Annotated in this window: 25 protein-coding genes; 11 read left to right on the top strand and 14 right to left on the bottom strand. The window is 72.4% G+C overall.

All coding sequences use genetic code 11. From position 1 onward, the window contains the following. The 3 genes from mptB (ACWEOZ_RS22850) to ACWEOZ_RS22840 are packed head-to-tail and all read left to right on the top strand — an operon-like array spanning position 1 to position 3,964. Positions 1–1,419, top strand: a complete 1,419-nt coding sequence (gene mptB / locus ACWEOZ_RS22850) for a polyprenol phosphomannose-dependent alpha 1,6 mannosyltransferase MptB (protein ID WP_451912700.1) — start codon at positions 1–3, stop codon at positions 1,417–1,419. Between the two features lie 2 nt (positions 1,420–1,421). Continuing rightward, positions 1,422–2,783, top strand: a complete 1,362-nt coding sequence (gene mptB / locus ACWEOZ_RS22845) for a polyprenol phosphomannose-dependent alpha 1,6 mannosyltransferase MptB (protein WP_451912800.1) — start codon at positions 1,422–1,424, stop codon at positions 2,781–2,783. Beyond that, positions 2,780–3,964, top strand: coding sequence for a glycosyltransferase 87 family protein (locus ACWEOZ_RS22840; protein WP_451912699.1), 1,185 nt, complete (start codon positions 2,780–2,782; stop codon positions 3,962–3,964). The genes mptB (ACWEOZ_RS22845) and ACWEOZ_RS22840 overlap by 4 nt, the downstream gene beginning before the upstream one ends. Here the strand turns inward: ACWEOZ_RS22840 and ACWEOZ_RS22835 are convergent. Then, the gene (locus ACWEOZ_RS22835) at positions 3,947–7,057 is read right to left on the bottom strand and encodes a BTAD domain-containing putative transcriptional regulator (RefSeq protein ID WP_451912698.1); all 3,111 of its coding nucleotides are present in this window, start codon (positions 7,055–7,057) and stop codon (positions 3,947–3,949) included. The two genes, ACWEOZ_RS22840 and ACWEOZ_RS22835, sit on opposite strands and share 18 nt — an antisense overlap. A gap of 56 nt (positions 7,058–7,113) precedes the next feature. Between ACWEOZ_RS22835 and ACWEOZ_RS22830 the strand changes: the two genes are divergently transcribed. Beyond that, a complete protein-coding gene (locus ACWEOZ_RS22830; RefSeq protein ID WP_451912697.1) occupies positions 7,114–7,788 on the top strand; it encodes a pentapeptide repeat-containing protein in 675 nt (224 codons plus the stop codon). Positions 7,789–7,825: 37 nt separating this feature from the next. On the opposite strand, the gene ACWEOZ_RS22825 is transcribed toward ACWEOZ_RS22830, so the two are convergent. Then, positions 7,826–8,245, bottom strand: a complete 420-nt coding sequence (locus ACWEOZ_RS22825; protein WP_451912696.1) for an RDD family protein — start codon at positions 8,243–8,245, stop codon at positions 7,826–7,828. Positions 8,246–8,490: 245 nt separating this feature from the next. Between ACWEOZ_RS22825 and glnA the strand changes: the two genes are divergently transcribed. The 3 genes from glnA (at position 8,491) to ACWEOZ_RS22810 (ending at position 11,076) form a co-directional block, all read left to right on the top strand. Beyond that, positions 8,491–9,915 (top strand): type I glutamate--ammonia ligase, encoded by a 1,425-nt coding sequence (gene glnA, locus ACWEOZ_RS22820; protein ID WP_360548321.1) that lies wholly within the window; start codon positions 8,491–8,493, stop codon positions 9,913–9,915. A 356-nt stretch (positions 9,916–10,271) separates the two neighbouring features. Next, the gene (locus ACWEOZ_RS22815) at positions 10,272–10,691 is read left to right on the top strand and encodes a DUF4362 domain-containing protein (RefSeq protein WP_451912799.1); all 420 of its coding nucleotides are present in this window, start codon (positions 10,272–10,274) and stop codon (positions 10,689–10,691) included. A gap of 175 nt (positions 10,692–10,866) precedes the next feature. Continuing rightward, complete coding sequence (locus ACWEOZ_RS22810; protein WP_451912695.1) at positions 10,867–11,076, top strand: hypothetical protein; 210 nt, start codon at positions 10,867–10,869, stop codon at positions 11,074–11,076. A 73-nt stretch (positions 11,077–11,149) separates the two neighbouring features. On the opposite strand, the gene ACWEOZ_RS22805 is transcribed toward ACWEOZ_RS22810, so the two are convergent. Further along, a complete protein-coding gene (locus ACWEOZ_RS22805) occupies positions 11,150–11,356 on the bottom strand; it encodes a hypothetical protein (RefSeq protein WP_451912694.1) in 207 nt (68 codons plus the stop codon). Positions 11,357–11,407: 51 nt separating this feature from the next. Between ACWEOZ_RS22805 and ACWEOZ_RS22800 the strand changes: the two genes are divergently transcribed. After that, on the top strand, positions 11,408–11,989 hold the full coding sequence (locus tag ACWEOZ_RS22800) for a hypothetical protein (protein WP_451912693.1): 582 nt from the start codon (positions 11,408–11,410) through the stop codon (positions 11,987–11,989). Here ACWEOZ_RS22800 and ACWEOZ_RS22795 read toward each other — a convergent pair. From ACWEOZ_RS22795 to ACWEOZ_RS22775, 5 genes are read right to left on the bottom strand one after another with little or no spacing between them, the layout of a single operon-like run. Further along, positions 11,986–12,291: a hypothetical protein gene (locus ACWEOZ_RS22795; RefSeq protein WP_451912692.1), complete on the bottom strand. Its 306-nt coding sequence runs from the start codon at positions 12,289–12,291 to the stop codon at positions 11,986–11,988. The genes ACWEOZ_RS22800 and ACWEOZ_RS22795 overlap by 4 nt on opposite strands. Positions 12,292–12,311: 20 nt before the next feature. Further along, the gene (locus tag ACWEOZ_RS22790; RefSeq protein ID WP_451912691.1) at positions 12,312–12,731 is read right to left on the bottom strand and encodes a DUF6086 family protein; all 420 of its coding nucleotides are present in this window, start codon (positions 12,729–12,731) and stop codon (positions 12,312–12,314) included. Then, positions 12,728–13,123, bottom strand: a complete 396-nt coding sequence (locus tag ACWEOZ_RS22785) for a hypothetical protein (protein ID WP_451912690.1) — start codon at positions 13,121–13,123, stop codon at positions 12,728–12,730. The genes ACWEOZ_RS22790 and ACWEOZ_RS22785 overlap by 4 nt, the downstream gene beginning before the upstream one ends. A gap of 5 nt (positions 13,124–13,128) precedes the next feature. Continuing rightward, entirely contained in the window at positions 13,129–13,644 is a 516-nt protein-coding gene (locus ACWEOZ_RS22780) for an AAA family ATPase (RefSeq protein ID WP_451912689.1), read from the bottom strand. A 50-nt stretch (positions 13,645–13,694) separates the two neighbouring features. Beyond that, positions 13,695–14,387, bottom strand: a complete 693-nt coding sequence (locus ACWEOZ_RS22775; protein WP_451912688.1) for a DUF4191 domain-containing protein — start codon at positions 14,385–14,387, stop codon at positions 13,695–13,697. A gap of 156 nt (positions 14,388–14,543) precedes the next feature. Here ACWEOZ_RS22775 and ACWEOZ_RS22770 point away from each other — a divergent pair, with 156 nt between their 5' ends. Together ACWEOZ_RS22770 and ACWEOZ_RS22765 are read left to right on the top strand one after the other, a co-directional pair. Next, entirely contained in the window at positions 14,544–14,714 is a 171-nt protein-coding gene (locus tag ACWEOZ_RS22770) for a hypothetical protein (protein WP_451912687.1), read from the top strand. 53 nt (positions 14,715–14,767) lie between these two features. Further along, positions 14,768–17,626: a helix-turn-helix transcriptional regulator gene (locus ACWEOZ_RS22765; RefSeq protein WP_451912686.1), complete on the top strand. Its 2,859-nt coding sequence runs from the start codon at positions 14,768–14,770 to the stop codon at positions 17,624–17,626. A 588-nt stretch (positions 17,627–18,214) separates the two neighbouring features. Here ACWEOZ_RS22765 and lipA read toward each other — a convergent pair. Continuing rightward, positions 18,215–19,111 (bottom strand): lipoyl synthase, encoded by an 897-nt coding sequence (lipA, locus tag ACWEOZ_RS22760; RefSeq protein ID WP_451912798.1) that lies wholly within the window; start codon positions 19,109–19,111, stop codon positions 18,215–18,217. A gap of 436 nt (positions 19,112–19,547) precedes the next feature. Here lipA and aspS point away from each other — a divergent pair, with 436 nt between their 5' ends. Further along, positions 19,548–20,816 (top strand): aspartate--tRNA(Asn) ligase, encoded by a 1,269-nt coding sequence (gene aspS, locus ACWEOZ_RS22755; RefSeq protein WP_451912685.1) that lies wholly within the window; start codon positions 19,548–19,550, stop codon positions 20,814–20,816. A gap of 9 nt (positions 20,817–20,825) precedes the next feature. On the opposite strand, the gene ACWEOZ_RS22750 is transcribed toward aspS, so the two are convergent. The 5 genes from ACWEOZ_RS22750 to sucB form a co-directional block, all read right to left on the bottom strand. Beyond that, positions 20,826–20,990, bottom strand: a complete 165-nt coding sequence (locus ACWEOZ_RS22750) for a peptide ABC transporter substrate-binding protein (RefSeq protein WP_451912684.1) — start codon at positions 20,988–20,990, stop codon at positions 20,826–20,828. Next, positions 20,987–21,616, bottom strand: coding sequence for a lipoyl(octanoyl) transferase LipB (lipB, locus tag ACWEOZ_RS22745; protein ID WP_451912683.1), 630 nt, complete (start codon positions 21,614–21,616; stop codon positions 20,987–20,989). Before lipB ends, ACWEOZ_RS22750 begins: the two co-directional genes overlap by 4 nt. A gap of 18 nt (positions 21,617–21,634) precedes the next feature. After that, complete coding sequence (locus ACWEOZ_RS22740; protein WP_451912682.1) at positions 21,635–23,497, bottom strand: DUF2079 domain-containing protein; 1,863 nt, start codon at positions 23,495–23,497, stop codon at positions 21,635–21,637. Positions 23,498–23,523: 26 nt separating this feature from the next. Beyond that, positions 23,524–24,447 (bottom strand): TIGR01777 family oxidoreductase, encoded by a 924-nt coding sequence (locus tag ACWEOZ_RS22735; protein ID WP_451912681.1) that lies wholly within the window; start codon positions 24,445–24,447, stop codon positions 23,524–23,526. 81 nt (positions 24,448–24,528) lie between these two features. After that, on the bottom strand, positions 24,529–26,442 hold the full coding sequence (gene sucB / locus ACWEOZ_RS22730) for a 2-oxoglutarate dehydrogenase, E2 component, dihydrolipoamide succinyltransferase (protein WP_451912680.1): 1,914 nt from the start codon (positions 26,440–26,442) through the stop codon (positions 24,529–24,531). Positions 26,443–26,463: the final 21 nt, after the last annotated feature.

The following is a 26,463-nucleotide window of genomic DNA, read 5'->3' as shown; positions in this document are numbered from 1 at the left end:
ATGATCCAGGGGCTGCTGGCCCGCCCCGCGTTCCTGCGCTGGCTGGGCTTCTTCGGTGCTGTGTGCTGTGCCGTGGACGCGTTCCTCTACGGCGCCGCCCCGTTCATCCGCCGCAACGTCAATGTGGTCAGCGTGCTGCGCGAGCCCGCCGGCGCCCTCATCCTGCTGCTGTGGTTCGCGGGCCTGGCCGCGCTCTGCGTCGCCTGGTGGTACGGCCGCCGCCTCTCACTCACTCCCCGGTGGATCCTGGTGACCGCCGCGCTCTGGTCCGCCCCGCTGCTGGTGGTGCCGCCGCTGGCCAGCCGGGACATGTACGCGAACGCCTGCCAGGGCGCCCTCGTGCACGCCGGCTTCAACCCGTACCTGGTCGGGGTGTCGGCCCAGCCCTGTCCCTGGCTGGACTCGGTCTCGGTGGTCTGGCGCGACACGCCCACGCCGTACGGTCCGGTCTTTCTGGTTCTGGCCGGGCTGGCCGCGGCGTTCGGTTCGCAGCTGGCCGCCCTGATCTCCTTCCGGGTCCTCGCCGTGCTGGGCGTCGTGGCGATCGCGGCCTGCCTGCCCGTGCTGGCGCGGCGCGTGGGCGCGCCCGTCGACCGGGCGCTGTGGCTGGTGCTCTGCTGCCCGCTGGTGCCGGTCCACCTGATCGGCGGCGGCCACAACGACGCGCTCACGGTGGCGTTCATGGTCGCCGGGTTCGCGGTGCTGGCGGCGCCGGTGAAGAGCTGGACCACCCTGCTGGTCGGTGGGGCGCTGCTCGGCCTGGCCATCTCCATCAAGATCACGATCGGGGTCGTGCTGCCGTTCGCGGCGCTGCTCGCCGTCGGCGGTCTGCGGGCCGCCGGCTGGGGCGGGCTGATCAAGCGCGGGGGAGCGGTCGTGGCGGCCGCGCTCGTCGTGCTGGTGGCCGGCTCGTTCGCCTCGGGGCTGGGTCTGGGCTGGCTGACCGCGTTGTCCGGCGCGGGGGAGTCGGTGAACTGGTCGTCGCCGCCGACGGCCGTCGGTCTCGCCGTCGAGGCGGCCGGCCGCTGGTTCGGCGCCGAGCTCGTGGTCGTGCCCGCGGTCCGCGCGGTCGCGCTGGTGCTGCTCGGCGTGTCCCTGCTGGTGATCCTCTGGCGTTCGCGGGACCGTGATCCGCTGGTCGGGGCCGGGCTGGCGCTGCTCGCCGTGATCTTCTTCGCGCCGATCACCCAGCCCTGGTATCTGATCTGGCCGCTGGCGCTGTTCGCGGTCGGCACCGCGCGGGCCCGGTGGCTGGCCGGGACGGTCGTCTTCGCGATGGCCACGATCCTGCCCGAGGGTACCGGGGTGTTCCGGCCGCTGGGCGTGCCGATGTCGTTCGCCATGATGGTCCTGATCGGCTGGGTCGCGTACCGCACGGTGACCTGGCTGCGCGGGAGGGAACTGGTGACCGCGGCGTGAGGCTGATCCGGTGGGGCGGGCTGGCCGGGAGCGTGCTGGTCGCGGCGGCCGCCTACCTCGGCGGTTCACCGTTCGCGCGGGGCACCACGGTCACGCCGGGCACGATGCTGGCCGGGCGCGAGGGCGTGCTGCTGCCGGTGTGCTGGGTGCTCGGCCTGGCGGCGGTGCTGAGCGCGTGGTGGTTCGGGCGCCACCGGGTGCCGTCGACGCGGTGGGCGCTGGTCACCGCGGGGCTGTGGATCCTGCCGGTGCTGCCGATGCTGCCGCTGGGCAGCGAGGACATCTACTCGTACGCCTGCCAGGGTTTCGTCCAGCACGCCGGCGGCGATCCGTACGCCGGTGGCGTGCAGGATTTCGGCTGCCCGTGGCTGGGTTCGGTGTCGACCACCTGGCGCACCTCGCCGGCGCCGTACGGTCCGCTCTTCCTGCTGGTGGCCGGTTGGGCCGTGGCCCTGGGCGACTCGCTGCCCGGGGTGATCGCCGGGTTGCGGGTCATCGCCCTGGCCGGTCTGGGCCTGGTCGCGGCCGGGTTGCCGGTGCTGGCCCGGCGCGCGGGCATCGACCCGGCCCGCGCGGTGTGGACGGTGCTGGCCTGCCCGCTCGTGCTGATCCACCTGGTGTCCGGCGCCCACAACGACGCGCTGATGGTGGGCCTGCTGGTGGCCGGGCTGGCCCTGGTCGCCGCCCGGCCGTCACCGTCGCTGCTGGTCGCGGCCGGGGTGGCGCTGGGCCTGGCCGTGGCGGTCAAGGCGACCGCGGTCGTCGTGCTGCCGTTCGCCGTCCTCGCGGCGGTGCCTCCGTCCGCACCGGTACGGACCCTGTGGCGCCCCGCAGCCCTGATCGCCGCCGGTGCTGTCGGCGCTGTGGGCCTGGTGTCGCTGGTCTCCGGGCGTGGCCTGGGCTGGATCGCGGGACTGCTGCGCAGCGGCGACACCGTGGCGTGGACCTCGCCGTCGACCGCCGTCGGACTGACCGTGCAGACCGTCACCGGCGTCGACGCCGTGGCAGTGACCCGGATCCTCGGTGTGCTGCTCCTGGTGGTCCTGCTGCCCGTGCTGTGGTGGCGGGCCCGCGACGGCGGAGCGCTCCCGGGCGCCGGCTGGGCGCTGGGCCTGACGGTGCTCTGCGCGCCCGTCTTCCACCCCTGGTACGCGATCTGGCCCCTCGCCGTGCTGGCGGCCACCACGGCGGAACGGCGCTGGGTGCTGGGCCTGTGCGCGCTCGCGGCCACCCTGACCCTGCCGGCCGGCTACAACTGGGCGCTGTTCACCCGCGTGCCCGGTGCTCTGGTCGTCACTGCCGTAGTGCTGATGCTGGCCGTACGGCAGGTCCGCGAGCTGCGCCACCGTAGAGTGTCCGCGTGACGCGCCGGGCCTGGACCATCGCCGCCCTCGCGGCCCTCGTCTCCGCCGGCGTGTTGTGGTGGGCCGCCGACCTGCACTTCTTCTTCGACTCGCGGGTCTACTCGGGCGCCGTGCGGTACTGGTTCCGCGACGACGGCATGGTCTACGACTGGCTCCAGGACGGCACCCCGTACGGCTTCACCTATCCGCCGTTCGCCGGCCTCGCCATGCTGCCGATGGCGTACCTGCCGTTCTGGCTGATCCTGGTCTTGGCGGGCGCGGCGACCGTGGCCAGCACCGCGCTGGTGACCTGGTGGGTGGCCGGGCCGCTCATCCGGCGCTCCCGCCGGCCGGCCCTGTTGATGGGCACCGTCGCGGTGGCGCTCGCGTTGTGCTTCGAGCCGGTCCGCGAGACGTTCGGCTTCGGACAGGTCAACACCGTGCTGCTGGCCCTGGTGGCCGGGGACGTGCTCTTCGGCGTGGCCCGCGGGCGCAGGTGGGGCGGCGTGGGCATCGGGCTGGCCACCGCGATCAAGCTGACCCCCGGCGTCTTCATCCTCTATCTGCTGGTCACCGGGCGGTGGCGGGCAGCCGGTACGGCCATCGCCGCGACCATCGCCGCGACCCTGATCGCCGCGGGCCTCTTCCCGGACGAGTCCCGCGAGTTCTGGACCGCCGCGCTGTGGGACACCAACCGGGTCGGCAACCTCGAATACCTGTCCAACCAGTCGCTGCGCGGCCTGCTGGCCCGGCTGCCGCTGGACAGCGTGGAGGCCCAGGTCTGGCTGGTCTGCGTGCTGGCCACGCTGGCGTTCTGGGTGTGGCGGGTCCGCGCTGCCGCCCGCGCCGAGGACTATCTGGGCGGCCTGGCCCTGACCGGACTGCTGGGCTGCCTGATCAGCCCGGTGACCTGGGTGCACCACTGCGTCTGGCTGCTGCCGGCGATCGTCCGCTGCCTCGACACCGGCCTGTCCGAGGGCCGCGACCGGCGCGCACTGTGGCTGGGCGGGTCCGCGTACGTCGTGCTGACGTCCCGGCTCACCTGGGCCTGGGAGAACGGGCCCCGGCCGCCGCTCGCGATCATCGGCAGCAACCTCTACGTCTGGTTCAGCCTGGCCCTGCTGATTTGGATGCCGCTGCGGGCGTCGTCGCGCGTCGAAGCGCCCGACGAGCAGCGGATCGCTTCACCGGCGGTCACCTGACGACCCGGATGAGGTGGCCGGGCGCAGACCGGTCGCCTCGATGGCGGTCGCCATGGTGACCGAGGTGCCCGAGCTGTAGGCCCGTTCGTAGCCCGCGTCGCCCAGGGCGGCGCGGGTCAGCACCGTGATCCGGTCGGTGTCCGGCATCGACCGGTCCGGTGCGCCCCGGACGGCGTCGGCCGCGCCGAGCAGCATCGCCGCCCGGGCCGGGTCGCCGATCCGGACGGCGTAGTCGGCCACCCCGACCAGGACCTGGGCCATCACCGGCGCGTCCAGGGAGTCCACCGCCATCTCCACCGCGCCCCGGTGCAGGTCGTGCGCGGCGGCCAGGTTCCCGGCGGCGCCCTCGATCAGCGCCTGCGTCGAACGGGTCATCGCGCGGAACTGCGTCAGGTGGGTGGAGTTGTCGATGAGGTGCGCGGCCCGGGCCATCCGCGCGCGGGCCTCCTCCAGGGAGCCCTCCTCGCGGGCGATCGTGGCGTAGCCGTACTCGACCGACGCCAGCACCTCGGACAGCCCCACCTCCTCGGCCGATTCCCGCGCCTGCTTGAGTATCCGGCGCGCCTCGGTGCGGTCGCCGGCCAGCCACAGCTGGTGGGCCAGTTTCATCTCCAGCTGCGGCAGGTCCTCGCGGATGCCGACCTCCCGGACCAGCGCGAGGGCCTCCCGCTGCCAGGTCACCGCGTCCTGGAACTCGCCCTGCGCCGCGGCCATGTCGCCGAGCGCGCTCAGCGTGAAGCCGACGCCCCAGCGCTCGCCGATCGCCCGGAACCCGTCGAGGGCCTCACGCAGCTCCTCCCGGGCGACGTCGGGTCGCTGCCCGAAGTTGAGCCGCAGCTGCGCGACGATCATCCGGGCGATGGACCGCAGCCACGGATCGGTGTCGGCGAACAGCGGCTCGACCTCCGCGAAGGCACCCAACTGCCCGGCCGACTCGAAGATCGACGCCAGCGGTCCCAGCAGACGCAGCACGGGATGCGCGGCGTCCGGGCCGGCGCCTTCCCGTCCGGCGGCCTGGAACCACCCCTTGACCTCGTCCATCGGCGCGGCACCCTCCAGCCCGTTCAGCGCCGCGTACGCGTACGCCAGCGCCCGGTCCTCCGGGGCCGCCTCGCCGGTGAGCGTCAGCACGTCGCGGGCCAGCCCGCAGCCTTCGGCCCGGTGCCCGCGCAGCCACCAGTACCAGCCCAGCCGGGCGGTCAGCGCCGTCGCGGTCCGGGCGTCGCCGGCCTCGATCGCGGCCCGGACCGCCGCGTGCAGGTTGTCGTGCTCGACGCCGAGCCGGTGCAGCCAGCTGAGTTGGTCCCGCCGGCGCAGCTCCGGCTCGGCGGCACCGGCCAGGGCCAGCAGGTAGCGGGCGTGCGCGACGCGCACCTGCTCGGTCTCACCGGCCTCGGCCAGGCGTTCCAGGCCGTACTCGCGGATGGTCTCCAGCATCCGGTAGCGGTCCCCGGACAGCACCAGCAGCGACTTGTCGACCAGCGCGCCGAGCAGGTCGATGTCCGCGCCGCAGACCTGCTCGACCGCGGTCACGTCGGCCCCGCCGTGGAAGTAGGCGAAGCGCCGCCACAGCGCCCGCTCGTCGTCGTCGAGCAGGTCCCAGCTCCAGTCCACGACCGCCCGCAGCGTCTGGTGCCGGGGCAACGCGGTGCGGCTGCCGTTGGTGAGCAGCCGGAACCGGTCGGTCAGCCGGGCCGCCAGCACGTCGACCGGCAGGGTGCGCAGCCGGGCGGCGGCCAGCTCGATGGCCAGCGGCATGCCGTCCAGCGCGCGGCAGATCCGGACCACCGGACCGATGGTCCCGGGCTCGAGCGCGAAGCCGGGCCGGGCCGCGACCGCCCGGTCCAGCAGCAGGCGTACGGCCGGATAGTCCGGCGCCTGCGCATCGGTCGGCGGCAGCGCGAGCGGCTCGACCGGCCAGAGCTGCTCGCCCGGAATGCCCAGCGGCTCGCGGCTGGTGGCGACCAGCCGCAGCCCCGGCGCACACCGCAGCATCGTGTCGGCGACCTCGGCCGCGGCGGCGATGAGATGCTCGCAGTTGTCGAGGATGAGCAGCAGCTCCTTGCCGGCGAGGGCGTCGGTCAGCCGGGTCAGCGGCGGCACCGGCTCGCTCGCCGGGTGACCGCCGGCCAGGCTGAGCACGAACTGGCCGCGCAGCTGCAACGCGGTCAGGATGGCCTGCGGCACCTCGGCCGGGTCGGTGAGCGGCGCCAGCTCGACCCGCCACACGCCGTCCGGATGGCCGTCGGTGAGCGCCTGCCCCGCCTCCACGGACAGCCGGGTCTTGCCGCTGCCGCCCGGCCCGATCAGGGTGACCAGCCGGTGCGCGGCCACCAGGTCACGGACCGCCCGCAGGTCCGCCTCCCGGCCGACGAAGCTGCTCAGCTCGGCCGGCAGGTTGCCCCGGGCCCGCCGGTGCTGCCCGCGCAATGTCTCCACGTGCAGCGCGGCCAGCTCGGCCGACGGGTCGGCTCCCAGGGCCTCGGCCAGCTCGGCGCGGATCCGCTCGAAGACCGTCAGGGCGCGACCGGGATGCCCGGCCGCGATCAACGCGCGCATGAGCAGGCCGGCCAGCGGCTCGTGCAACGGGTGCTCGGCGGCCAGCGATTCCAGCTCGGCGACCAGGTCGGCGTCGCCGCCGGCCCGCAACCGGGCCTCGGCCCGCTGCAGCCGGGCGGTCAGGCGGAGTTCGTCCAGGCGTACGGCCTCAGCCCGCGCCACGTCGGGGAACTCGGTCGGGCCACGCCACAGCGCCAGCGCCTCCTCCGGCCGGCCCTGCGCGACCAGCCGGGTGAAGCGGTGCGCGTCGACGCTGTCCCGGTCCAGATCCAGGCGGTAGCCGGACGGCGTGACGGCGATGGCCAGCCCGGGCGCGGCGCGGCGCAGGCGGGAGATCAGCGCCTGCAGCGCGCCGGCGGCGCTGCCGGGCGGATCGGCACCCCACAGCCCGTCGACGAGCCGGTCGGTGGAGACGGCGCGGCCGGCGTCGAGGGCGAGCAGGATGAGGAGGGTACGCAGACGCGCGCCCGCGACCGGCACCGCCGTACCGGTGTCGGCCCGAAGCTCGACGGGGCCGAGCAGCGCGATGTCCACGCTGTCGATTCTGCTCCCCGTCCGCGAGCCGATATCGGCAAGCCTAGGGTTGCCGGATGCCAGTCGCCCGCCGCAGCCCGGTCCGTCAGAGCGCACCCCGCAAGCCGGCCGTGCCCGCCGCCCTCGAGATCCCCCGGCAGGAGCTCGAGCCGGAGACCACTTTCCGCACCGTCGCGTTCGACGGTCACGACCTGTCCGGGCGGGATGCGGAGTCGGTGGAGTTCGCCCAGTGCCGGTTCCGTGGGGCGGACCTGTCCTCCTCGGTGCTGGCCCAGCTCACCATGACCGACTGCGTGGTGCAGGTCGCGAACTGGGCCAACGTGCGCGCCGACGGCGGGGCCGTACGCCGGGTGACCTTCGACGAGTCGCGGATGACCGGTTTCTCCGTGACGAACGGCAAGCTGGGCGACGTAACCTTCGACCAGTGCCGGCTGGATCTGTCGGGCTGGCGTTTCACCGGCTTCGACAGCGTGCGTTTCACCGGCTGCAACCTGACCGGGGCCGACTTCACCAACGCCGACCTGCGGGGCGCCCGCTTCACCGGGTGCGACCTGACCGGCGCCCAGTTCCACCACGCCACCATGGACGGCGCCCGCTTCCGGCGCTGTGAGCTGGACGGCATCGCCGGGATCGCGAGCTGGCGCGGCGCCGTCGTGCACCCGGACGATCTGCCGGCGTTGAGCTACACCCTGGCCGGCGGCCTCGGCATCAAGGTCGACCCCGAGGACTGAGCTCAGCTACCTCAGGCCGCGGCCCTGGTCGGCTTCGTTACCTCTTCGGCAGGGCTACGACGATGGAGCCGGCGGCGCGGTCGTGCAGCCCGCGGCGCCGGGCGTCCATGATGATCGCCGGGATCAGCAGGGCCAGCAGGACGCCGCGCAGCAGGCCGCGCGGGATGCCGATGGCGCCGCCGTCGGCCGCGGACACCGCGCGGATCCGGGCCAGCGACATCCCCAGAGTCTGTCCGAACAGGCCGATGAACAGCGCGTTGAACAGGATCAGCACGACCACGGGGGGCCAGGCCACGATCCGCGGATCGGCGTAGAAACTGGCGATGACCAGGCACAACGCCCAGTCGATGAGCAGCGCGGCGAGGCGGCGGCCGAACTCGGCGGGTTGCAGCGCCGACAGGTCGAGAGCCGCCGCCTTCTCGGGCGGGGTGGGTGAGCCGTTCGCGCTTGTCGCCACGGGGACGAGACTAGTCGCGGGCGTACCGTTGCGGCATTTCCGCCCCCGGCGGCGTATCCCCGGCGGTAGGGTCGTCGATGATCTCGGCTCTGTAAGCCCCTCGGGTAATCCAGCTCTCAGGCTCCGTAACACGGCGGAAACAATAGGGATACGCCCGGGCAACTACGGGGCCATAGCGTCGCGACAGCCTAGCCTCGTGGCGGCTCACGCCGCCCCGGTTCGAAAATCATGTGCCAGGAGGACGTGTGTTCGCCAATCCCGAGGAACTCCTGCGATACCTCAAAGACGAGGACGTCAAGTTCGTCGACGTACGGTTCTGTGACCTTCCCGGCGTGATGCAGCACTTCAACATGCCGGTGGAATCGTTCGACGACAGTGTCGTGACCGACGGCCTCGCCTTCGACGGATCGTCGATCCGCGGGTTCCAGGCCATCCACGAGTCCGACATGATGCTGCTGCCGGACGTGACGACGGCCTTCGTCGACCCGTTCCGCATCCAGAAGACGCTGGCCCTGAACTTCTTCATCCACGACCCGTTCACGCGGGAGGCCTACTCGCGTGACCCGCGCAACGTGGCGAAGAAGGCCGAGACCTACCTGGCCTCCAGCGGCATCGCCGACACCGCGTACTTCGGCGCCGAGGCCGAGTTCTACATCTTCGACTCGATCCGTCACGAGACCGCCGCCAACCAGGCGTTCTACTACATCGACTCGATCGAGGGCGCCTGGAACTCCGGCAAGGACGAGGAGGGCGGCAACCGCGGTTACAAGACCGCGTACAAGGGCGGCTACTTCCCGGTCTCGCCGATCGACCACTACTCCGACCTGCGCGACGCCATGGTGCGCCGGCTGATCGACGTGGGCTTCACCGTGGAGCGTTCGCACCACGAGGTCGGCACCGCGGGCCAGGCCGAGATCAACTACAAGTTCTCGACGCTGCTGCACGCCGGCGACCAGATGCAGATGTTCAAGTACATCATCAAGAACACCGCCTGGGAGCACGGCAAGACGGCGACCTTCATGCCGAAGCCGCTCTTCGGCGACAACGGCTCGGGCATGCACACCCACCAGTCCCTGTGGCTGGGCGGCGAGCCGCTGTTCTACGACGAGACCGGCTACGCGGGCCTGTCGGACACGGCCCGCTGGTACATCGGCGGCCTGCTGCACCACGCGCCGTCGCTGCTCGCGTTCACCAACCCGACGGTCAACTCGTACCGCCGCCTGGTGCCGGGCTACGAGGCGCCGGTCAATCTGGTCTACTCGCAGCGCAACCGCTCGGCCTGCACCCGCATCCCGGTGACGGGCAGCAACCCGAAGGCCAAGCGCGTCGAGTTCCGCGTGCCGGACCCGTCCTCGAACCCGTACCTGTCGTTCTCGGCTCAGATGATGGCCGGCCTCGACGGCATCAAGAACAAGATCGAGCCCCCGGCCCCGATCGACAAGGACCTGTACGACCTGCCCCCGGAGGAGTGGGGCAGCGTTAAGCAGGTCCCGGGCTCCCTGGACGCGGTCCTGCAGTCCCTGGAGAACGACCACGAGTTCCTGACGGCGGGCGGCGTCTTCACCGACGACCTGATCTCGACGTGGATCGACTACAAGCGCGTGAACGAGATCGACCCGGTCCGCCTGCGCCCGACCCCGCACGAGTTCGAGATGTACTACAACGTCTGACCTGTTCCAACCCGTTGACCTGCGTTTCCGGCTCCGGCCGGAGGCGTGGCGACAACTCACGAAACGGCGGTCATGCCCGGCTCCCAGCCGGCGTGGCCGCCGTTTCGCGTACGCCGAGGTGCGGTCCGCACGTCGCTCGGCATTTCCGGCCACACGAAGTCCAGCGTCATCGGACGGCCCAGCGGCAAGGGAGGACGTGTGTTCGCCGGCCTGGTTCAGTCCTTCAGTCCTTCAGGCCGTGCTGGTCGGCCGCCACGCCGAGCCCTTGCGCCGGGATCCGGCCGAGGGGAACGCATCAGCGCCCCGCTGAGTCGAACCCCAAGCCGATCGACAAGGATGGTGCCTTCGTGAAGAGAATGCTGGGTCCGGTTCTGGCATCACTGGCGCTGGCAGCATGCGGTGCACCGAACGCCTCGCCTGAGGTCGCCGCCGACAAGCCCGGCCGAAGCTCCTCGGCTACCACGGACTGCGGGACGCTCCACCTGTCCCAAGGTGACAGGTTGCCCGCCTCTGCTGTTCAGTGCATGGTCGAGGCCGTGCGTGCTCAGCAGCCCGCGCGGCTGGAAGCGACCAGTCTCAGCGTCGAAGGTGACCCGATCCCCGTCACCTACCTCGCAGGCGCTGATGGCAAGGTCGAGGTCATCACCGATTCTCGGCTGGACCGGTTCGGTGAACAGATCCGTACCCGCATGACCTGCACTGAGCCGATCCACCCGCCAGGCGGGTCTGCCATCTCCTTCGCCCAATGTTCTGAGCCCGCCCCCATCCCCGACTGACTAGTCGGGACTTCGTGCCGCGACGCCTGAGCCCCTCCCGCCCAAAAGAGCCGCGAAACGATGGCAATTTGTAGCAGCGCCGAGCAGCGGCGGTCATGTCCGGCTCATAGCCGGCATGGCCGCCGTTTCGTCTTCGGCTCCGCGCCGACCCGGCCGCGCCATTTACTCTTCGCCCATGCCGAAGGCGTTGGAGCCCACCGACCCCGCGCGGGAGGCAGCCCTCGATCGCATCGCGTTGTGGCTGAGTCCAGAGGATCTCCGCTGGGTGGCGTCGCACTGCACCTGCACCGACGCCACTGCGGAGAACGACCGGGAAACCTGTGGGCGTATTCGGTTCCGTGCCAACGCGGCACTCCACAAGGCCGGCACGGACCGGACCGATTGACCGGGCCTCCGGCGGGCCGGATCTCCGACCCGGCATCCGGGCGCCGATTGCGGGATACGCCTGCGAGACTTCTCTACCGAGGGGGCAGGAAGTCCGTCACCGGCATCTGCGCGAACGCCAGGCGGGCCTGAACGGCTTGCCGGTCCGCCTGGACGAGAGCGTCGCGGCTGATGGACGGGTCCACGAACGATCCCCGGCTGCGCCGGTCGCGCCAGGCGACGTGTCCGGCGACCATGGTGATCGCTGCGGCGATACCGGCCAGGAGGATCAAGAGTGTCATGTCATCACCGTAGGTGAGGCCTGCCACACGCTCTGAGCACGCGGGGGAACGATGCACTTCGTTTATTGTCCGGCTCCGACTCCTGCGGACTGGCTCGTCCGGTCCGGGGCGCCGGACCTGCAGCTGATCACGTTCGGGCCGGCGGGCTTCGAGGCGTACGCCCGCCTCCGCTTCATTTCCGACCCGGTCCGGCCCGGCCAGGAAGAGGCCGACGTCGACGTTCCCGACGATCATCCGTCGGACATCGCGCAGGCGCGCCGGGCGTTGCACCGGCTCGCGCCGTTCACGGCCACCGCCGACGAGTGCTACTTCTGCGTCTGGGAGGGCTACTCCGACATCCCGGTCCCACGGGAAGCGGGACAGATGGTCGAGCTGCCCCATCGGCGCTACGCCCTGTTCCGGGGCCGGCTGCGGGACATCGATCACTGGGAGACGGACCTCGGCGGCGGGCAGCCCGTCGCGCCGCCCGCGTTTGTCTGGCCGGCTGATCGGCGCTGGTGCTTCACGAGTGACGTCGACCCGCACTGGGCCGGGATCGGCGCGGAGCGGGCGGCCGTCGACGCCCTCGTCGCTGACCCGCGGCTCGACGTCGTCGCGGCTGATCCTGCCGTCGGCCAGCCCCGCTACTACTAGGAGCCGACGCTGCGCGCGAAGACCAGCGGAGCGTTGTCGCCGTACCCGAAAATCACCTGGCTGCCGCCCGCCCGCTCGACCGCCTCGTCCCAGCCGGCCGGCGCGGAGTCGCCGCCGGGCGTCATGCGGGGCAGCAGGAAGCCCTCGTCGCCCGGGCCATCCACGACGACCAGGGTGACGCGGTTCATGAGGGACCAATCGCCGGTCGCGGCGTGGGCCGGCACGTCGGCGGCGAGGGCGAGCACGGGCACGCCGTCACGGATCTCGAACCGTGCGGCGTCCGGCGGGAGCATGGTCGGCATCGGGCGAGTATGCCAAACCTTCAGCGCGGCATCGCCCGGGCGAGCTCCTCGCTCAGCCGGAGCAGCCGTTCGGCGTTACCCGGCGCCGCCATGCCACCGGGACCGACCGACACGTCCTGTCCCGACGGCTCCGGTGGTGTGCTCAGCGCCGGGAGGTCGTGTCCGGCGCGCCGGGTCAGCACCAGCGCCGTGGCGAGGAAGCCCTCGATCAGCGACCGGTGGATCAGGTGACGGGAGGCAAGGTAGCGGCGGGCCAGGGCGTCGACGAGATTCCCGTACGCCGGCAGGTCGATCTGGTGCTCGTCAGCGCGCACCGGGCCGATGCCCGTCGGCAGCTCCTCGAACGCGGCCAGGGTCTCCGCGGTACGGATGAACAGCACCCCGACCTGATTCGACGGATTCCACAACAGCTGCTCGCCGTGCCAGAAGTATCTGCTCACCAGTCGCGCCAGGCGTCGGTCAGCTCGGCTCGGTGCAGGTTTCGCCCGGCCGTCAGTGCCGTGACGTCGACGCCCGCCTCGGTCAGCACGGCGTCGATGTACTCGCACAGTTCCTCGCGCTCGCCGGTTTCGATCACCGCCTGCTGCTCGTCGATGGCGTTGAGCGCGAGCACCACCCGTTCCACCGCCGCCCACGCCGCCTCGTCCGTGACAGCCGGCAGGTCGGCGAGCTCCCGCGCGTACGCCGTCAGCACGACGTCGACCGCCGCAGTTGCCTCAGCCGGCCACAGCTCCGCGGCGTACGCCTGGTCGCGGGGGAGCGTGCCCGCCGCGACCGCCGCTTCCTGCTCGGCAACCCGCCGTTGCCAGGTCTGACTCGGCCTCTCGATCATGGCCGTCAGCGTAGGGCCTGGCGCAACGGTCCCCGCAGCCACCGCTCGATCTCGTCCCGGCTGCGCAGGCGGACCACGTCGAGGCCCGGCCGTTCGCGCATCAGGGTCAGCACCTGGTCCTTCGCCGTGCCGTGGGTCTGCCAGGCCCAGCGCACGATGTGGTCCTTGGTCGTCAGGATCGTCCACAGCGGCGCCTCGACGTTGCCGTTCCACAGCTTTTCGCGGCGCAGGCGGCGGATCACCGTGCGGCGGATGACCTGGCGCATCACCAGGGCCCGGGGCAGATCGAGCCACACCAGCAGGTCGGCGCGCCCGGCCAGGTGGGCGCGCACCGAGGTGTACTGCCATTCGACGACCCAGGCCGGCTCGGCGGTGACCCGGTGCACGTCCGCCTCGAACGTCGGCCGGGGCGTCCACTGCGGGCCGTGGAACAGGCTGTCGATCTCTGTGTGCGGGATCTGCAGCGCGACGGCGATCCGGGCCGCCAGCGTGGTCTTGCCCGAGCCGGAGGTGCCTGCCACGAGGATCCGCTGCGGGCGGGCCGGCAGCGGATCCGAGGCGGTGCGCAGGGTCAGCGGGGGCGCGGCTGGCGCATGCCCTTGCCGCCCGGGCGCATGTTCTTGGGGATCGCGCCCTTGGGCATCTGCGGGCGGGCCATCAGCGCGCCCAGCCGCTTGTCCAGGGCGTTGACGTCCTTGCCGGTCAGGTTGCGGGGCAGCTTCATCACCGTCGTGCGGAGCTTGCGGATCGACAGCTCGCCCTCGTTCGGGCCGATCATGTAGTCGTACATCGGGGCGCTGCCGATGACCTTGGACAGGCGGCGCTTCTCCTGGCCCAGCAGGTTGCGGACGCGCTGCGGCTGACCCTCGCCCAGCAGGATCACGCCGGGGCGCCCGATCACGATGTGCACCATGTCGAACTGGGTGGTGGAGCTGGCCGCCGGGCGGACCCGCCAGTCGCCGCGCATGTTCTCCATGATCGAGGCGGCCGCGCCGGGCTGGCCCTCGGCGGCGTTCATCATCGCGGTGTTCGACCGCAGGTTGAGCACGATCAGCGCGGCCAGCAGGGTGACCATCACGCCGATCGGGATCCACACCCAGCCCAGGCCCAGGAGGACGAGCAGCACGGTCACGGCCAGCGGGATCAGCACCGCCGCGACGATCAGCGGGACGAACCACTTGTCCTGCCGCGCCGTGAACGCGAACACCTGGCCGATCTGCTTCAGGCGCTCGACGAACGACACCTTCTCCTGGGGTTTTGCCATACCCGAAAGTGTAGTGGTCAGCCGGGTGCCTTAGTCGCCCAGGACCCTCAGCTGAGGCACCCGGGCGGCGAATATGGGGGACCTTCCCCATGCGGGGCGGGGACCTTCCCGCGAAGAGTCGAGGACAGCAAGGACGACCGATCGCGAGGAGTTGTGATGTTCCCGCTCAGTGACCCCGAATTCCAGCTCGACCTCCACCACCAGCGCTCCCGGGAGTGGCGCCGCGCCGCCGCCGCCGACCACCTCGCCCACGAGGTCGCCGCGGGCCGGCACCGGCGTTCCCGGTGGCATTGGCCCACCCGCCGGGGCGGGCCCGCAGCGTCATGAGCGTGCTCTTCGGGGCAGGCGCGCCGGGGCCGTGGCATGACATGCTCGACGGCGTGACGGCGCAAGCCAGCAGTGAGTTCCTGGTCGGCCGGGAGGCCGATCTCGCTGTGCTGCGCGACGCCCTGAAGCGCACCCGCAACGCCGAGCCGTCGACCGTGCTGGTCGGCGGCGAGGCGGGGGTCGGCAAAACCCGGCTGGTGGAGGAGTTCTGCCGGGTCGCCACCGCGGAGGGCGCCCGGGTGCTCACCGGTCAGTGCCTGGAGCTCGGCGAGGAGGGCCTGCCCTTCGCGCCGTTCGCGGCCGCGCTGCGCCGGCTGGTGCACACCGACGGCCCCGAGGTGCTCGACGGGCGCGAGCAGGACTTCGCGCGGCTGCTGCCCGAGCTGGGCCCGCCGCCCCCGGAGGCCGTCGGCGAGGCCCGCCGCGGCTACCTGTTCGAGCTGGTCGCGGCCCTGTTCGACCGGCTCGCCGAGCGGCAGCCGCTGGTGCTGGTGATCGAGGATCTGCACTGGGCCGACCGTTCGACCCGGGACCTGATCGGCTTCCTGATCCGCTCGGCCCGGCTGCCGCACGTGCTGCTGCTGGCCACGTACCGGACCGATGAACTGCACCGCGGCCATCCGCTGCGGCCGTTCCTGGCCGAGCTCGACCGGGTCCGGGGCGTGCAACGCGCCGACCTGGACCGCCTCGACCGCGACGGCACCGCCGAGATGCTGACCCACCTGCTGGGCGCCGAGCCGGAGCCGCGCACGGTCGACGCCGTCCACGAGCGCGCCCAGGGCAACCCGTTCTTCATCGAGCAGTTCGCCGCGTCCGCCGACCCGACCTGCTGCGACATCCCGCACAGCCTGCGCGACCTGCTGCTGAGCCGAGTCGACCAGCTCAGCGACGCCGCCCAGCGCGTGCTGCGGATGGCCGCGGTCGGCGGCACCGAGTTCGGTCACGAACTGCTCAGCCGGGTCGCCGGCATCGACGAGGCCGACCTGGAGTCGGCGCTGCGGGCCGTCGTCGCGGCTCAGCTGATCGCCTTCGACGCCGACGGTGGCTACGAGTTCCGGCACGCCCTGGTGCGCGAGGCGGTCCACGACGACCTGCTGCCGGGGGAGCACGCCCGGCTGCACGCGCGGTACGCCGAGGCGGTCGAGGCCGAGCCGCACCTGGTCGCGATGGGCCGCGCCCCGGCGGAGATCGCCCATCACTGGTACCAGGCCCACGACTACCCCAAGGCCCTGGTCGCTGCCCACCGCGCGGCGCAGGCGGCCGGCCGGCGGTACGCGTACGCGGAGCAGGCCCGGCTGCTGGAGCGGGTCCTGGAGCTGTGGGAGCAGGTCCCCGAGGCGGCGCAGCTGCTCGGCGCCAGCCACCTCGACCTGCTCGAGGAGACCGGCCTGGTGGCCATCGACGCCGGCGACCACCAGCGCGCGCTCAAGCTGACCAAGGCGGCGCTGGCCGACCTGGACGTCGAGGCCGAGCCGGTGCGCGCGGCCCGGCTGCTCGTGCGCCGCAGCAAACTGCTCTACAACGCGGGCACCAGCGACGGCGCGACGGAGGCCCGGGAGGCGTACAGGCTGCTCCGCGCGGCGCCGCCGTCGCAGGAACGGGTGACGCTGATCGCCGACGTCGCGTACGCGCTCGGCGGGGTCGACGACGAGGAGGCCGGCCGGGTCGCCGAGGAGGCCATCGCCGCCGCCCGCGAGGTCGGCGACGTGTCCGCCCAGGTGTCCGCGACCATCACCTACGGCCAGGTGTGCGGCGGCCGGTTGTCAGCCGTGGAGGCGCTGCCCGCGATGCAGGCCGCCGCGGTACGCGCCCGCGAGACCGGCGACCTGCCCAACCTCGCCCGCGCGCTGGTCAACGTCTCCGACACCCTGTTCGAGCTGGGCCGCTACGAGGAGTCCGCGGCCACGGCGGCCGAGGGCGTGCCGTACGCGGACCGGGTCGGGGTGCACCGCACCACCGGGGTGTTCCTGCTGGCCAACCACGCCGAGGCGCTGATGGCCCTGGGCCGCTGGGACGAGGCGGACGCCCGGTGCGCGGAGGCCGCGCGCCTCGATCCGCCCGGAACGCTGGCGTTGCCGTGGATGCGGTTGCGGACCGCGCTGCGCCTGGCCCGCGGGCACGAGGGCGCCGAGCCGCTGGCCCACCGGGCCATCGCGTTCCTCGGTCGCCCGTTCCTGCACCGGGAGAACAAGCTGTCCCTGCTGGAGTTGCGCATCTCGCTCGCCCGGCACACCGGCGACCCGGCGGCGGCGCTCACCGCGGCCCGGGCGGCGGTGGAGGAGCCGACGCTCGCCGACCGCCCACGCTACGGCTGGCCGCTGCTCGCCGTCGCGGCCACGGCCGCCGCTGAGTCGGCCGACGACCAGCTGGCCGCCCGGATCAGGCAACTCGCCGGGACGATGCCGCAGCGCCATCCGAGCGACCGCGCGTATGCGGCGCAGCTCGCCGCCACGCTGACCGGCCGGCCGCAGCTGTGGCGCGAGGCGGTGGCCGCGTGGCGGGCCGACGGTCAGCGCTATCCGCTGGCGGTGGCGCTGCTGGGGCTGGCCACGGCCGCGGCCGGCGCCGGCGACCGCCCGGGTGCGGCGGAAGCGGTCGAGGAGGTGGCGGCGGTGGCGGGCGCGCTGGGCGCCAGGCCGCTGGCCGAGGCCGCGGACACCCTGGCCCGGCGGATCGGGTTGCGCTCGGCGGCACATCCAGCCGTCACCGGTACGGAGACACTGACCGACCGGGAACGTGAGGTGCTGCGGCTGGTGGCCGAGGGGCTCAGCAACAGCGGCATCGCCAAGCAGCTCTACATCTCGCCGAAGACGGCCAGCGTGCACGTGTCCCGGATCATCGCGAAGCTGGCGGTGGCGAGCCGCGGCGAGGCCGCCGCGGTCGCGCACCGTCTGGGACTGCTCGACGACTGACGGCTCAGCGCCGGGCCAGCCACGCCGAGACAGCCGTAGTCGCCGTAGTCGTTGCGGTCGCCGCCGCCGCGGGTCCGGAGGCCTGGCTGCCTCCGCAGGCCGTGCGGCCCCGCAGGCCGTGCGGCCCGCCGGCCCCGCAAGCCGTGCATTCTGCGGCTCGCCCGGCCGGGCGAGCCGGCGGGCCGGCACCGCGTGACCGATGCCGGAGCTGCTGCGGGCCGCCCCCCGGGGACCGCTTTGCTCGTGGATCGCCGTCCGGGTCCGGGCCGGATGGTGGCGGATGCCGACCGCTGCCGGACACCGGCCGAAGCCGGCTCTGCTCCGAGCGCGCCGAATGTCTCTTCAAGGAGGCGACCGGCACCACCCTGCGTCGGGCGCCGGTTTCGGATCGCGCACGGCGTGGTGGACGGCGTCGGTGAGCACCGCCGGCTCGAGCCGCGCTGATCGTCAGCGGATCGCTCTCGCCGCCGGTCCGCCGTGGGGCGCGGTCCAGGTCGGGCCCCCGGCCCGATGGGCGTCACCGGTCAGTAGGCACGCCGAACCGGAGCGCCTCACCGGGAGAGACGCATTGTCAGCGGCGGGAGGGGCTCAGCCGCGGGCGGCGAGGGCCTGCTGGTAAAGCCGGCCGGCGCGGTAGGAGGAGCGGACCAGGGGGCCGCTCATCACGCCTGCGAAGCCGATCTCCTCGGCCTCCTGGTTGAGCTCGACGAACTCTTCCGGCTTCACCCAGCGCTCCACCGGGTGGTGGCGGGGGGTGGGGCGCAGATACTGCGTGATGGTGATCAGCTCGCAGCCGGCCGCGTGCAGGTCGCGCAGGGCCTGGGAGACCTCGGACCGCTCCTCGCCCATGCCCAGGATCAGGTTGCTCTTGGTGACCAGGCCGGCCGCGCGGGCCTGGGTGATCACGTCGAGGGAGCGCTCGTAGCGGAAGCCCGGGCGGATGCGCTTGAAGATGCGGGGGACCGTCTCGACGTTGTGCGCGAGAACCTCGGGCGCCGCGCCGAAGACCTCGGCGAGCTGGTCGGGCTCCGCGTTGAAGTCGGGGATCAGCAGCTCGACGCCGCAGCCGGGCTGGAGCTTGTGGATCTGGCGGACGGTCTCCGCGTAGAGCCAGGCGCCGCCGTCGGGGAGGTCGTCGCGGGCGACGCCGGTGACCGTCGCGTATTTCAGGCCCATGGTGGCGACGGACTCGCCCACGCGGCGCGGCTCGTCGGCGTCGAACTCGGCCGGCTTGCCCGTGTCGATCTGGCAGAAGTCGCAGCGGCGGGTGCACTGATCACCGCCGATGAGGAAGGTCGCCTCGCGGTCCTCCCAACATTCGTAGATGTTGGGGCAGCCCGCCTCCTGGCAGACCGTGTGCAGGCCCTCTTTCTGCACCAGACCACGCATGTGCGTGTATTCCGGGCCCATCTTGGCTTTGACTTTGATCCACGGCGGCTTGCGCTCGATGGGAGTTTCGGCGTTGCGCGCCTCGATGCGCAGCATGCGGCGGCCCTCGGGAGCAATAGTCACAAGGCTGAGGTTACGCCGAAAGCAAGATCAACCGTTGCGGGGGCGGTGAGGCTCACACAGCAGTTTCTGTGAGTGCTCTCACGCCTGCCGGGGAAACCCGGTTTGCCGGTCGTCCGGGCGCTGTTAAGGTCCCGTCCACGGTGTTGACGGAACCGAGTAGCGCCCCGATCCCGCCGGCCGAGAGAGCCACCAGCAGCTGTGAGGGTGGCCCGGTGCCGGGGCGTGAAGACACTCCTGAGCCGGCATGACCGACTGCACCGAGCTTGCGAGGGCCAGGAGGGCATGCCAGGTCAGCACCGGCACGACAAGAGGCGCCTGATCAAGGCGTGAAGGTGTGGTGGCACCGCGAGGATCCCGCTCGCCCACACCTCCCTGGGGCCGCGTTGCAGTCACCGAGGAGGTAAAAGCCGTGCAACGCATCCTCTCCACCGAACTGGCCCGGCACACCGGCGAGACCGTCACGGTCGCCGGCTGGGTCCACCGCCGCCGGCTGCTCAAGTCCGTGGCGTTCCTGATAGTCCGGGACGCCGCCGGGCTCACCCAGGTCGTCGTCACCGAGCCCGAGGTCCGGGCCGTGATCGAGACGCTGGGCGAGGAGTCCGTGATCGAGCTGACCGGCACCGTCACGGCGAACCCGGCTGCGCCGGCGGGGGTCGAGCTTACCGCTCCTGCTCTGCCGCGGATCCTGAACGCTGTGTCCGTACCGTTGCCTTTTGATCTGCATCGGCCCGCGCTGACCGCGACTCTGCCCACCCAGCTCGACCATGCCGCTCTGTCGTTGCGGCACCCCCGCCGGGCCGGCGCCCTGCGGATCGCGGCCGCCGCGACCGCGGGCTTTCGGGCCGCGCTGGAGCAGCGGCGCTTCATCGAGATCCACACCCCGAAGATCGTGGCGTCGGCGACCGAGTCCGGGGCGAACGTGTTCGCGCTCGACTACTTCGGCCGGCCCGCCTACCTGGCCCAGTCACCGCAGTTCTACAAGCAGCTGATGGTCGGGGTGTTCGAGCGGGTCTACGAGGTCGGGCCGGTGTTCCGGGCCGAGCCGCACGACACGGCCCGGCACCTGGCCCAGTACACGTCGCTGGACGCGGAGCTGGGCTTCATCGCCGACCACCGCGACGTGATGGCCGTGCTCACCGAGGTGGTGGCCACGATGACCGCCACGGTGGCCGAGCGGACCGGGACCGCCGTGCCAAAAGTGCCGGCGGAGATTCCGGCCGTGCATTTCGCGGAGGCCTTGCGGATCGCGGGCGCGCCGGCGGACGAGCCGGACCTGGCCCCGGCGCACGAGCGGGCGCTGGGGGAGTGGTCGCTGCGCGAGCACGGGTCGGAGTTCGTCTTCGTGACCGGCTATCCGATGCGCAAGCGGCCGTTCTACACCCATCCGCAGCCGTCCGACCCGGTCTGGTCGAACAGCTTCGACCTGTTGTTCCGCGGGCTCGAGCTGGTCACCGGCGGCCAGCGGCTGCACCGCTACGCCGACTACGAGGCCGCGCTGGCCGCGCGGGGTGAGCCGGCGGAGGCTTACCGGGGCTATCTCGACGGTTTCCGGTACGGGATGCCACCGCACGGCGGCTTCGCGATCGGGCTGGAACGTTTCGTGGCCCGGCTGACCGGCGCGGCGAACGTCCGGGAGGTCACGGCCTTTCCCCGCGACCTGCACCGCGTCACGCCGTGACGACCGGGCTCAGATGAAGACGGCGATCGTCATGCCGGTGACGATGATCAGCGGGAGGATCGTCATGCAGATCACGATCCACCAGGCGATCGAGTGGCTGAAGTTCAGCGCCACCCCGCCGCCCGGTTTCGGCACGAAGACCCGCTTGTCGCGCGGGTCGCGGTAGAGGCTCACAGCAGCGTCGGCAGGTGGCGTTCGACGACCGGCAGCAGGTCGTCGACCGTCACCGGCCGGCCCAGCTCCGCGCTCAGCGACGTCACGCCCGCGTCGCGGATGCCGCACGGCACGAAACGGTCGAAGTTGCTGAGGTCACAGTCGCCGTTGATGGCGAAGCCGTGCTGGGTGACGCCGCGGGCCACCCGGATGCCGATCGCCGCGATCTTGCGGTCGGGGCCGCGGTCGTCGGCGCGGACCCAGGCGCCGCTGCGGCCCTCGACCCGGTCGGTGGTCACGCCGAACTCGGCGCACACGTCGATGAGCAGCTGCTCGACGCGGCGGACGTAGGCGACCACGTCGATCGGGTCGGCCAGCTTGACGATCGGGTAGCCGACGAGCTGGCCCGGGCCGTGCCAGGTGATCTTGCCGCCGCGGTCGACGTCGACCACCGGGGTGCCGTCCAGCGGGCGGTCCATCGGCTCGGTGCGCTTGCCGGCGGTGAAGACGCTGGGGTGCTCGAGCAGCAGGATGGTGTCGGGCTCGGTGCCGGCCACCACGGCGTCGTGCAGCCGGCGCTGGGTCTCCCAGGCCTCGCGGTAGTCGACCAGCCCCGGACGCAGCACCCGCAACGTAGAAGTCGTCACGCGGACCAGCCTAGTCCGTCAGTTTCCGCGGGCCACCGGGTCGATGCCCGGCCGGATGCGCCACACCAGGACACCGCCGACGCGTTCCGGCTCGCCGAGCAGGTCGATGGCCGTCATCTCCACCGCGGCCCGGAACACCGGGCCCTGCGAGCCGGTCACCTGCGGCGCCAGGAACACCGCCTCGACCTTCCAGTAGGCCAGGTCGTTGCGGGTCTGCTCGCGGTCGTAGTCGCCGATCGGGACGATCTCGCCGTACAGGGCGGCGCGCAGGAACTTCCAGTCGGTCTGCCGGGGGCTGGCGCCGATCTGCCCGACGCCCTCCGGGCCGCCGGGGCCGAGGAAGTAGCCGTCCGGCATCCGGAACTGCTTGCCGCCGCGGGCCATCGTGTACGCCTGCCAGCGCTGCCCGTCCGCGGTGTCGGTGGTCGCGAACGGCAGCGCGGTCAGCACCCCGCCGTCGCTCACGTACTGCTTCCAGAGGCCGTCGGCGATGAACGCGGGCTCGGGTGCGCGGTCACCGGTCAGCACCGGCATCGGGAACAGCGGCACCAGCGCGACGGCGAAGGCGGCCGCCCACCAGGTGTGCTCGCGTACCGACGGCATCGGCTCGGTCAGCAGACGGTCGGCGGTGAGCGCCAGCACGATGCCGATCACGCAGGCCACCACCAGGGCGAAACGGCCGGGCAGGGCCGAGTCGAAGAGCGGCAGGTCGAGCAGAGCCGCGTACGGCAGCTTGATCTCGGTGGCGTCCTTGAAGAACTTGAGCTGTGGCCCCAGGGACAGCAGCAGGAAGACGGCACCGACCGCATAGATCCCGGTCAGGGTCTCGAACCGGCCCGGACGCGCGTGCCGACGCAGCATCACCAGGGACGCCACGGCCAGCACCATCAGCGGCAGGCCGAAGAACGACGTCTCCTCGGTCGGGTTCGGCGCCAGGTCGCTGCCCAGCCCCAGCCATCCGGCCAGGGACCGGGTCGGGTAGCCCAGGTACGCCCCGATGTCCTCGGCGTAGTGGGCCTGGTTGAAACCGGTGCCCTTGAAGGTCTGCGGCCCGGCGAAGTGCATGTAGAGCGGGTACGCCAGCAGGGTCCCGGCGACGACGGCCGTCACGCCCAGCCCGGCCAGCACGGTCGGCAGTGCGGCGCGGGCCGCGGCCCGGCAGTGCGGCATCAGCGACCGCGTCACCAGGAACACCCCGGTGGCCAGCGCGGTGAAGAACAGCCCTTCGGCGGCGATCGAGAAGCCGATCGCGACCAGGACGCCGAGGATCAGTCCGTGGCGCAGCCAGCGGCGCGGCTCGGGCAGCTTGAGCACCCACCACAGCACCAGCGGCGGAATCCAGCCGGCGGTCCAGTTGAGGTGGCCGTTGGCGTGCGAGATGAAGCCGGGCGCGAAGCCGCAGAACAATCCGCCGAGGGCCGCGGCGGCCGCCCGGCGCACCAGATAGCGGCGCAGGAACAGATACCAGGTGAAGGCGGCGGCGGCGAGGTTCAGGGTGAGGATCGTCGTGAAGCTGATCGCGGGACCGGCCAGGATGGTCAGGGGCGAGAACAGCACGATGTAGACGGTGATGGAGGTGTTGGCGGCCAGGTTCACGCCGACCGGGGTGTTCAGCAGGTCGGTGAAGAACGGATCGGCGCCGTGGCCCAGGAGGTAGACGCCGTAGCCCAGCAGCCACTCGAAGAACGCCTGGTCGCCCGCGTTCTTCGCGAGGACGTGCCCGGCCGGGTCCCGCCACAGCCCGTTGGTCACCCAGACGGCGAGCGCCAGCGCGACCACGGCGACGATCAGATGTGGGCGCCAGGAACGGCCGCCTCGGCGGGTCGGGGATTCGACCGGCGGGTCGGCGGGCTCGGACGGGGCTGGGGCGACGACGGACACCAGGCGCAGGTTAGCAAGCTTCGGCGCTACGGCCTGCCCGCCGTACTCGATTGCTGATCCACTGCCGCCCGCAGCGCCGCCTCCAGGGTCGGCTGGGTGAAGGTGAAGCCGGCCTTCCGCAGCACCCCCGGCAGCACGCGCTGGCTGCGCAGCGCCTCGTGGGCGAACTCGCCCAGGGCGACCTGCAGGGCGATCCCCGGCACCTGCAGCACCGCGGGCCGGTGCAGCACCTTGGCGAGGACCTGCGTGAACGTGGCGTTGGTGACCGGTTCGGGACCGACCAGGTTGACCGGGCCGGCCAGATCGTCGCGCTCCAGCAGGAAGTCGACGGCGCCGAGCCAGTCGGCCAGACCGATCCAGGGGACCCACTGCTTGCCGCCGCCGAGCTTGGCGCCGGCGCCCATCCGGAACGGCAACATCTGTGGTTTCAGCAGTCCGCCGTTCTCATCCAGTGGGAGCCCGGTGCGCAGCAGGGCCACCCGGGTGCCGGCGTCCTCGGCGGGACGGGCCGCGGCCTCCCACACCCGGCACACGTCGGCCAGGAAGCCGGTGCCCGCCGGGGCCTCCTCGGTGACCGGGCGGTCGCCGGTGTCGCCGTACCAGCCGACGGCGGACGACTGGAGCAGCACGCGGGGGCGGTCGCCGGCCGGCAGGTTCTTGATCGCGTGGGCGATCGTGCCGGCCGTGTCCACCCGGCTGCTGCGGATCAGGCTCTTGTACCGGGCGTTCCAGCGCTTGTCGCCGACGCCGGCACCGGCCAGATTGATCACCGCGTCGGCTCCCGCGACCACGGCCTGGTCGAGCTGGCCGGAGGACGGCTTCCAGGTGGCCTCGTCGGCGGCCTGGGCGGGGTGCCGGACGAGCCGGGTGATGTCGTGACCGGCGGCGCGCAGCCGCTCGGCGAGCCGGGTGCCGAGGAAACCGGACGCGCCGGCCAGGAGAATCCGCATATCTCCATCATTCCCGAAGTTGAACCCGCTCAAAACAAAGAAGGGGCGCCGAAGCGCCCCTTCTTCATGTCCTGTCCCGCGTCAGGCGCTGAGGCCCAGGTCGCCCTCGAACTGACCGGCCTCGAGGCGCTCCTTCATCGTCACCAGGAAGCGGGCGGCGTCCGCGCCGTCCACGATCCGGTGGTCGTAGCTGAGCGCCAGGTAGATCATCGAGCGCGGCACGATCAGCTCACCGAGGTTCGGGTCCTCGACGACCACGGCGCGCTTGACGACCGCGCCGGTGCCGAGGATGCCGACCTGCGGCTGGTTGATGATCGGCGTGTCGAAGAGCGCACCGCGGCTGCCCGTGTTGGTCAGCGTGAAGGTGCCGCCGGAGAGCTCGTCCGGGCTGATCTTGTTGTTGCGGGTGCGCTCGGCCACGTCGGCGATCCGCTTGGCCAGGCCGGCCAGGTTGAGGTCGCCGGCGTCGCGGATCACCGGGACGATCAGGCCCTTCGGGGTGTCCACCGCGATGCCGAGGTGCTCGCCGTCGTGGTAGGTGACCGTGCCGGCCTCCTGGTCGATGGACGAGTTGACCACGGGGTGCTGGCGCAGCGCCTCGACCGCGGCCAGCGCCAGGAACGGCAGGAAGGTGAGCTTCGCGCCGTTCTTGGCCAGGAAGTCGGCCTTGGCCTTGTTCCGCAGGTTGGCGATCTTGGTGACGTCGACCTCGACGACGGTGGTGAGCTGGGCCGAGATCTGCAGCGACTCGACCATGCGGCGGGCGATCGTCGCGCGGGTGCGGGTCAGCTTCTCGGTGCGGCCCCGCAGCGGGCTCGGCGCGGGCTTCGCGGCGGTGGGCGCCGCGGCCGGTGCGGCGGCGGGCTTCGGCTTGGCCGCCTCGGCCTTCGCGGCCGCAGCCTTGTCCGCGGCCTCGATGACGTCCTGCTTGCGGATCCGGCCGCCGACACCGGTGCCGGTGATCGACGACAGGTCGACCCCCTTCTCGGCGGCGAGCTTGCGGACCAGCGGGGTCACGTAACCGGCGTCGCCGGCCCCGTTGGCCTTGACCGTCTCGGCGGCCGGGGCGCTGGACTGCGCGGGCGCGGACGGCGCGGACGGCGCGGGCGGCGCGGGCTGTCCGGCCTCGACCTCGGGCGACGGGTCGGCGTAGGACTCGCCGACCGGCTCCGGGGCGGGCTTCGACTCGACCAGCGGCGCGGACTGCTGCTGCGGCGCCGGCTTCGGGGCCTCGGCCTTGGGGGCTTCGGCCTTGGGCGCTTCGGCCTTGGGGGCCTCGGCCTGCTGCGGTGCCGGGGCGGACGGCGACGGGGCCGCGGCGGGGGCGTCGCCCGGGGTGCCGATGATGGCCAGCTCGGCGCCGACGTCGGCGGTCTCGTCCTCGGGGACCTTGATCTCCAGGACCGTGCCGGCCACCGGCGACGGGATCTCCGTGTCGACCTTGTCGGTCGAGACCTCGAGCAGCGGCTCGTCGACCTCGATGGTGTCGCCGACCTGCTTGAGCCAGCGGGTGACCGTGCCCTCGGTGACGCTCTCGCCCAGGGCGGGCATCTTGACGGCCGTGCCCTCGGAGCCACCGGCGGGGGCGGCGGTCTGCGGCGCAGGAGCCTCCTCCTCGACCGGCTTCTCGGTCGAGGGGGTGTCGAGCGCGGCGGGCTCGGGCTCCGGCTCCGGCTCGGTCTCGGCCGGCTCGGCCTCGGGCTCAGCCGCCTGGGCCTCCTCGGCCGGGGCCGGGGCGGACGAGCCCGCGTCCTCACCGTCGCCCGCGATGATCGCGAGCTCGCTGCCGACGTCGGCCGTCTCGTCCTCGCCGACGACGATGCGCGAGAGCACCCCGGCGGCCGGCGACGGGATCTCGGTGTCGACCTTGTCGGTGGAGACCTCGAGCAGCGGCTCGTCGGCCTCGACCCGCTCGCCCTCCTGCTTGAGCCAGCGCGTGACGGTGCCCTCGGTGACGCTCTCACCGAGCCGCGGCATGGTGACCGATACCGGCATGTCTCAGAACTCCTTAAACCG

The sequence above is a fragment of the Actinoplanes sp. NPDC004185 genome, from assembly GCF_053603475.1.
Note: the sequence above shows the minus strand (reverse complement) of the source record. Positions and strands in the feature narration are given on the sequence as shown.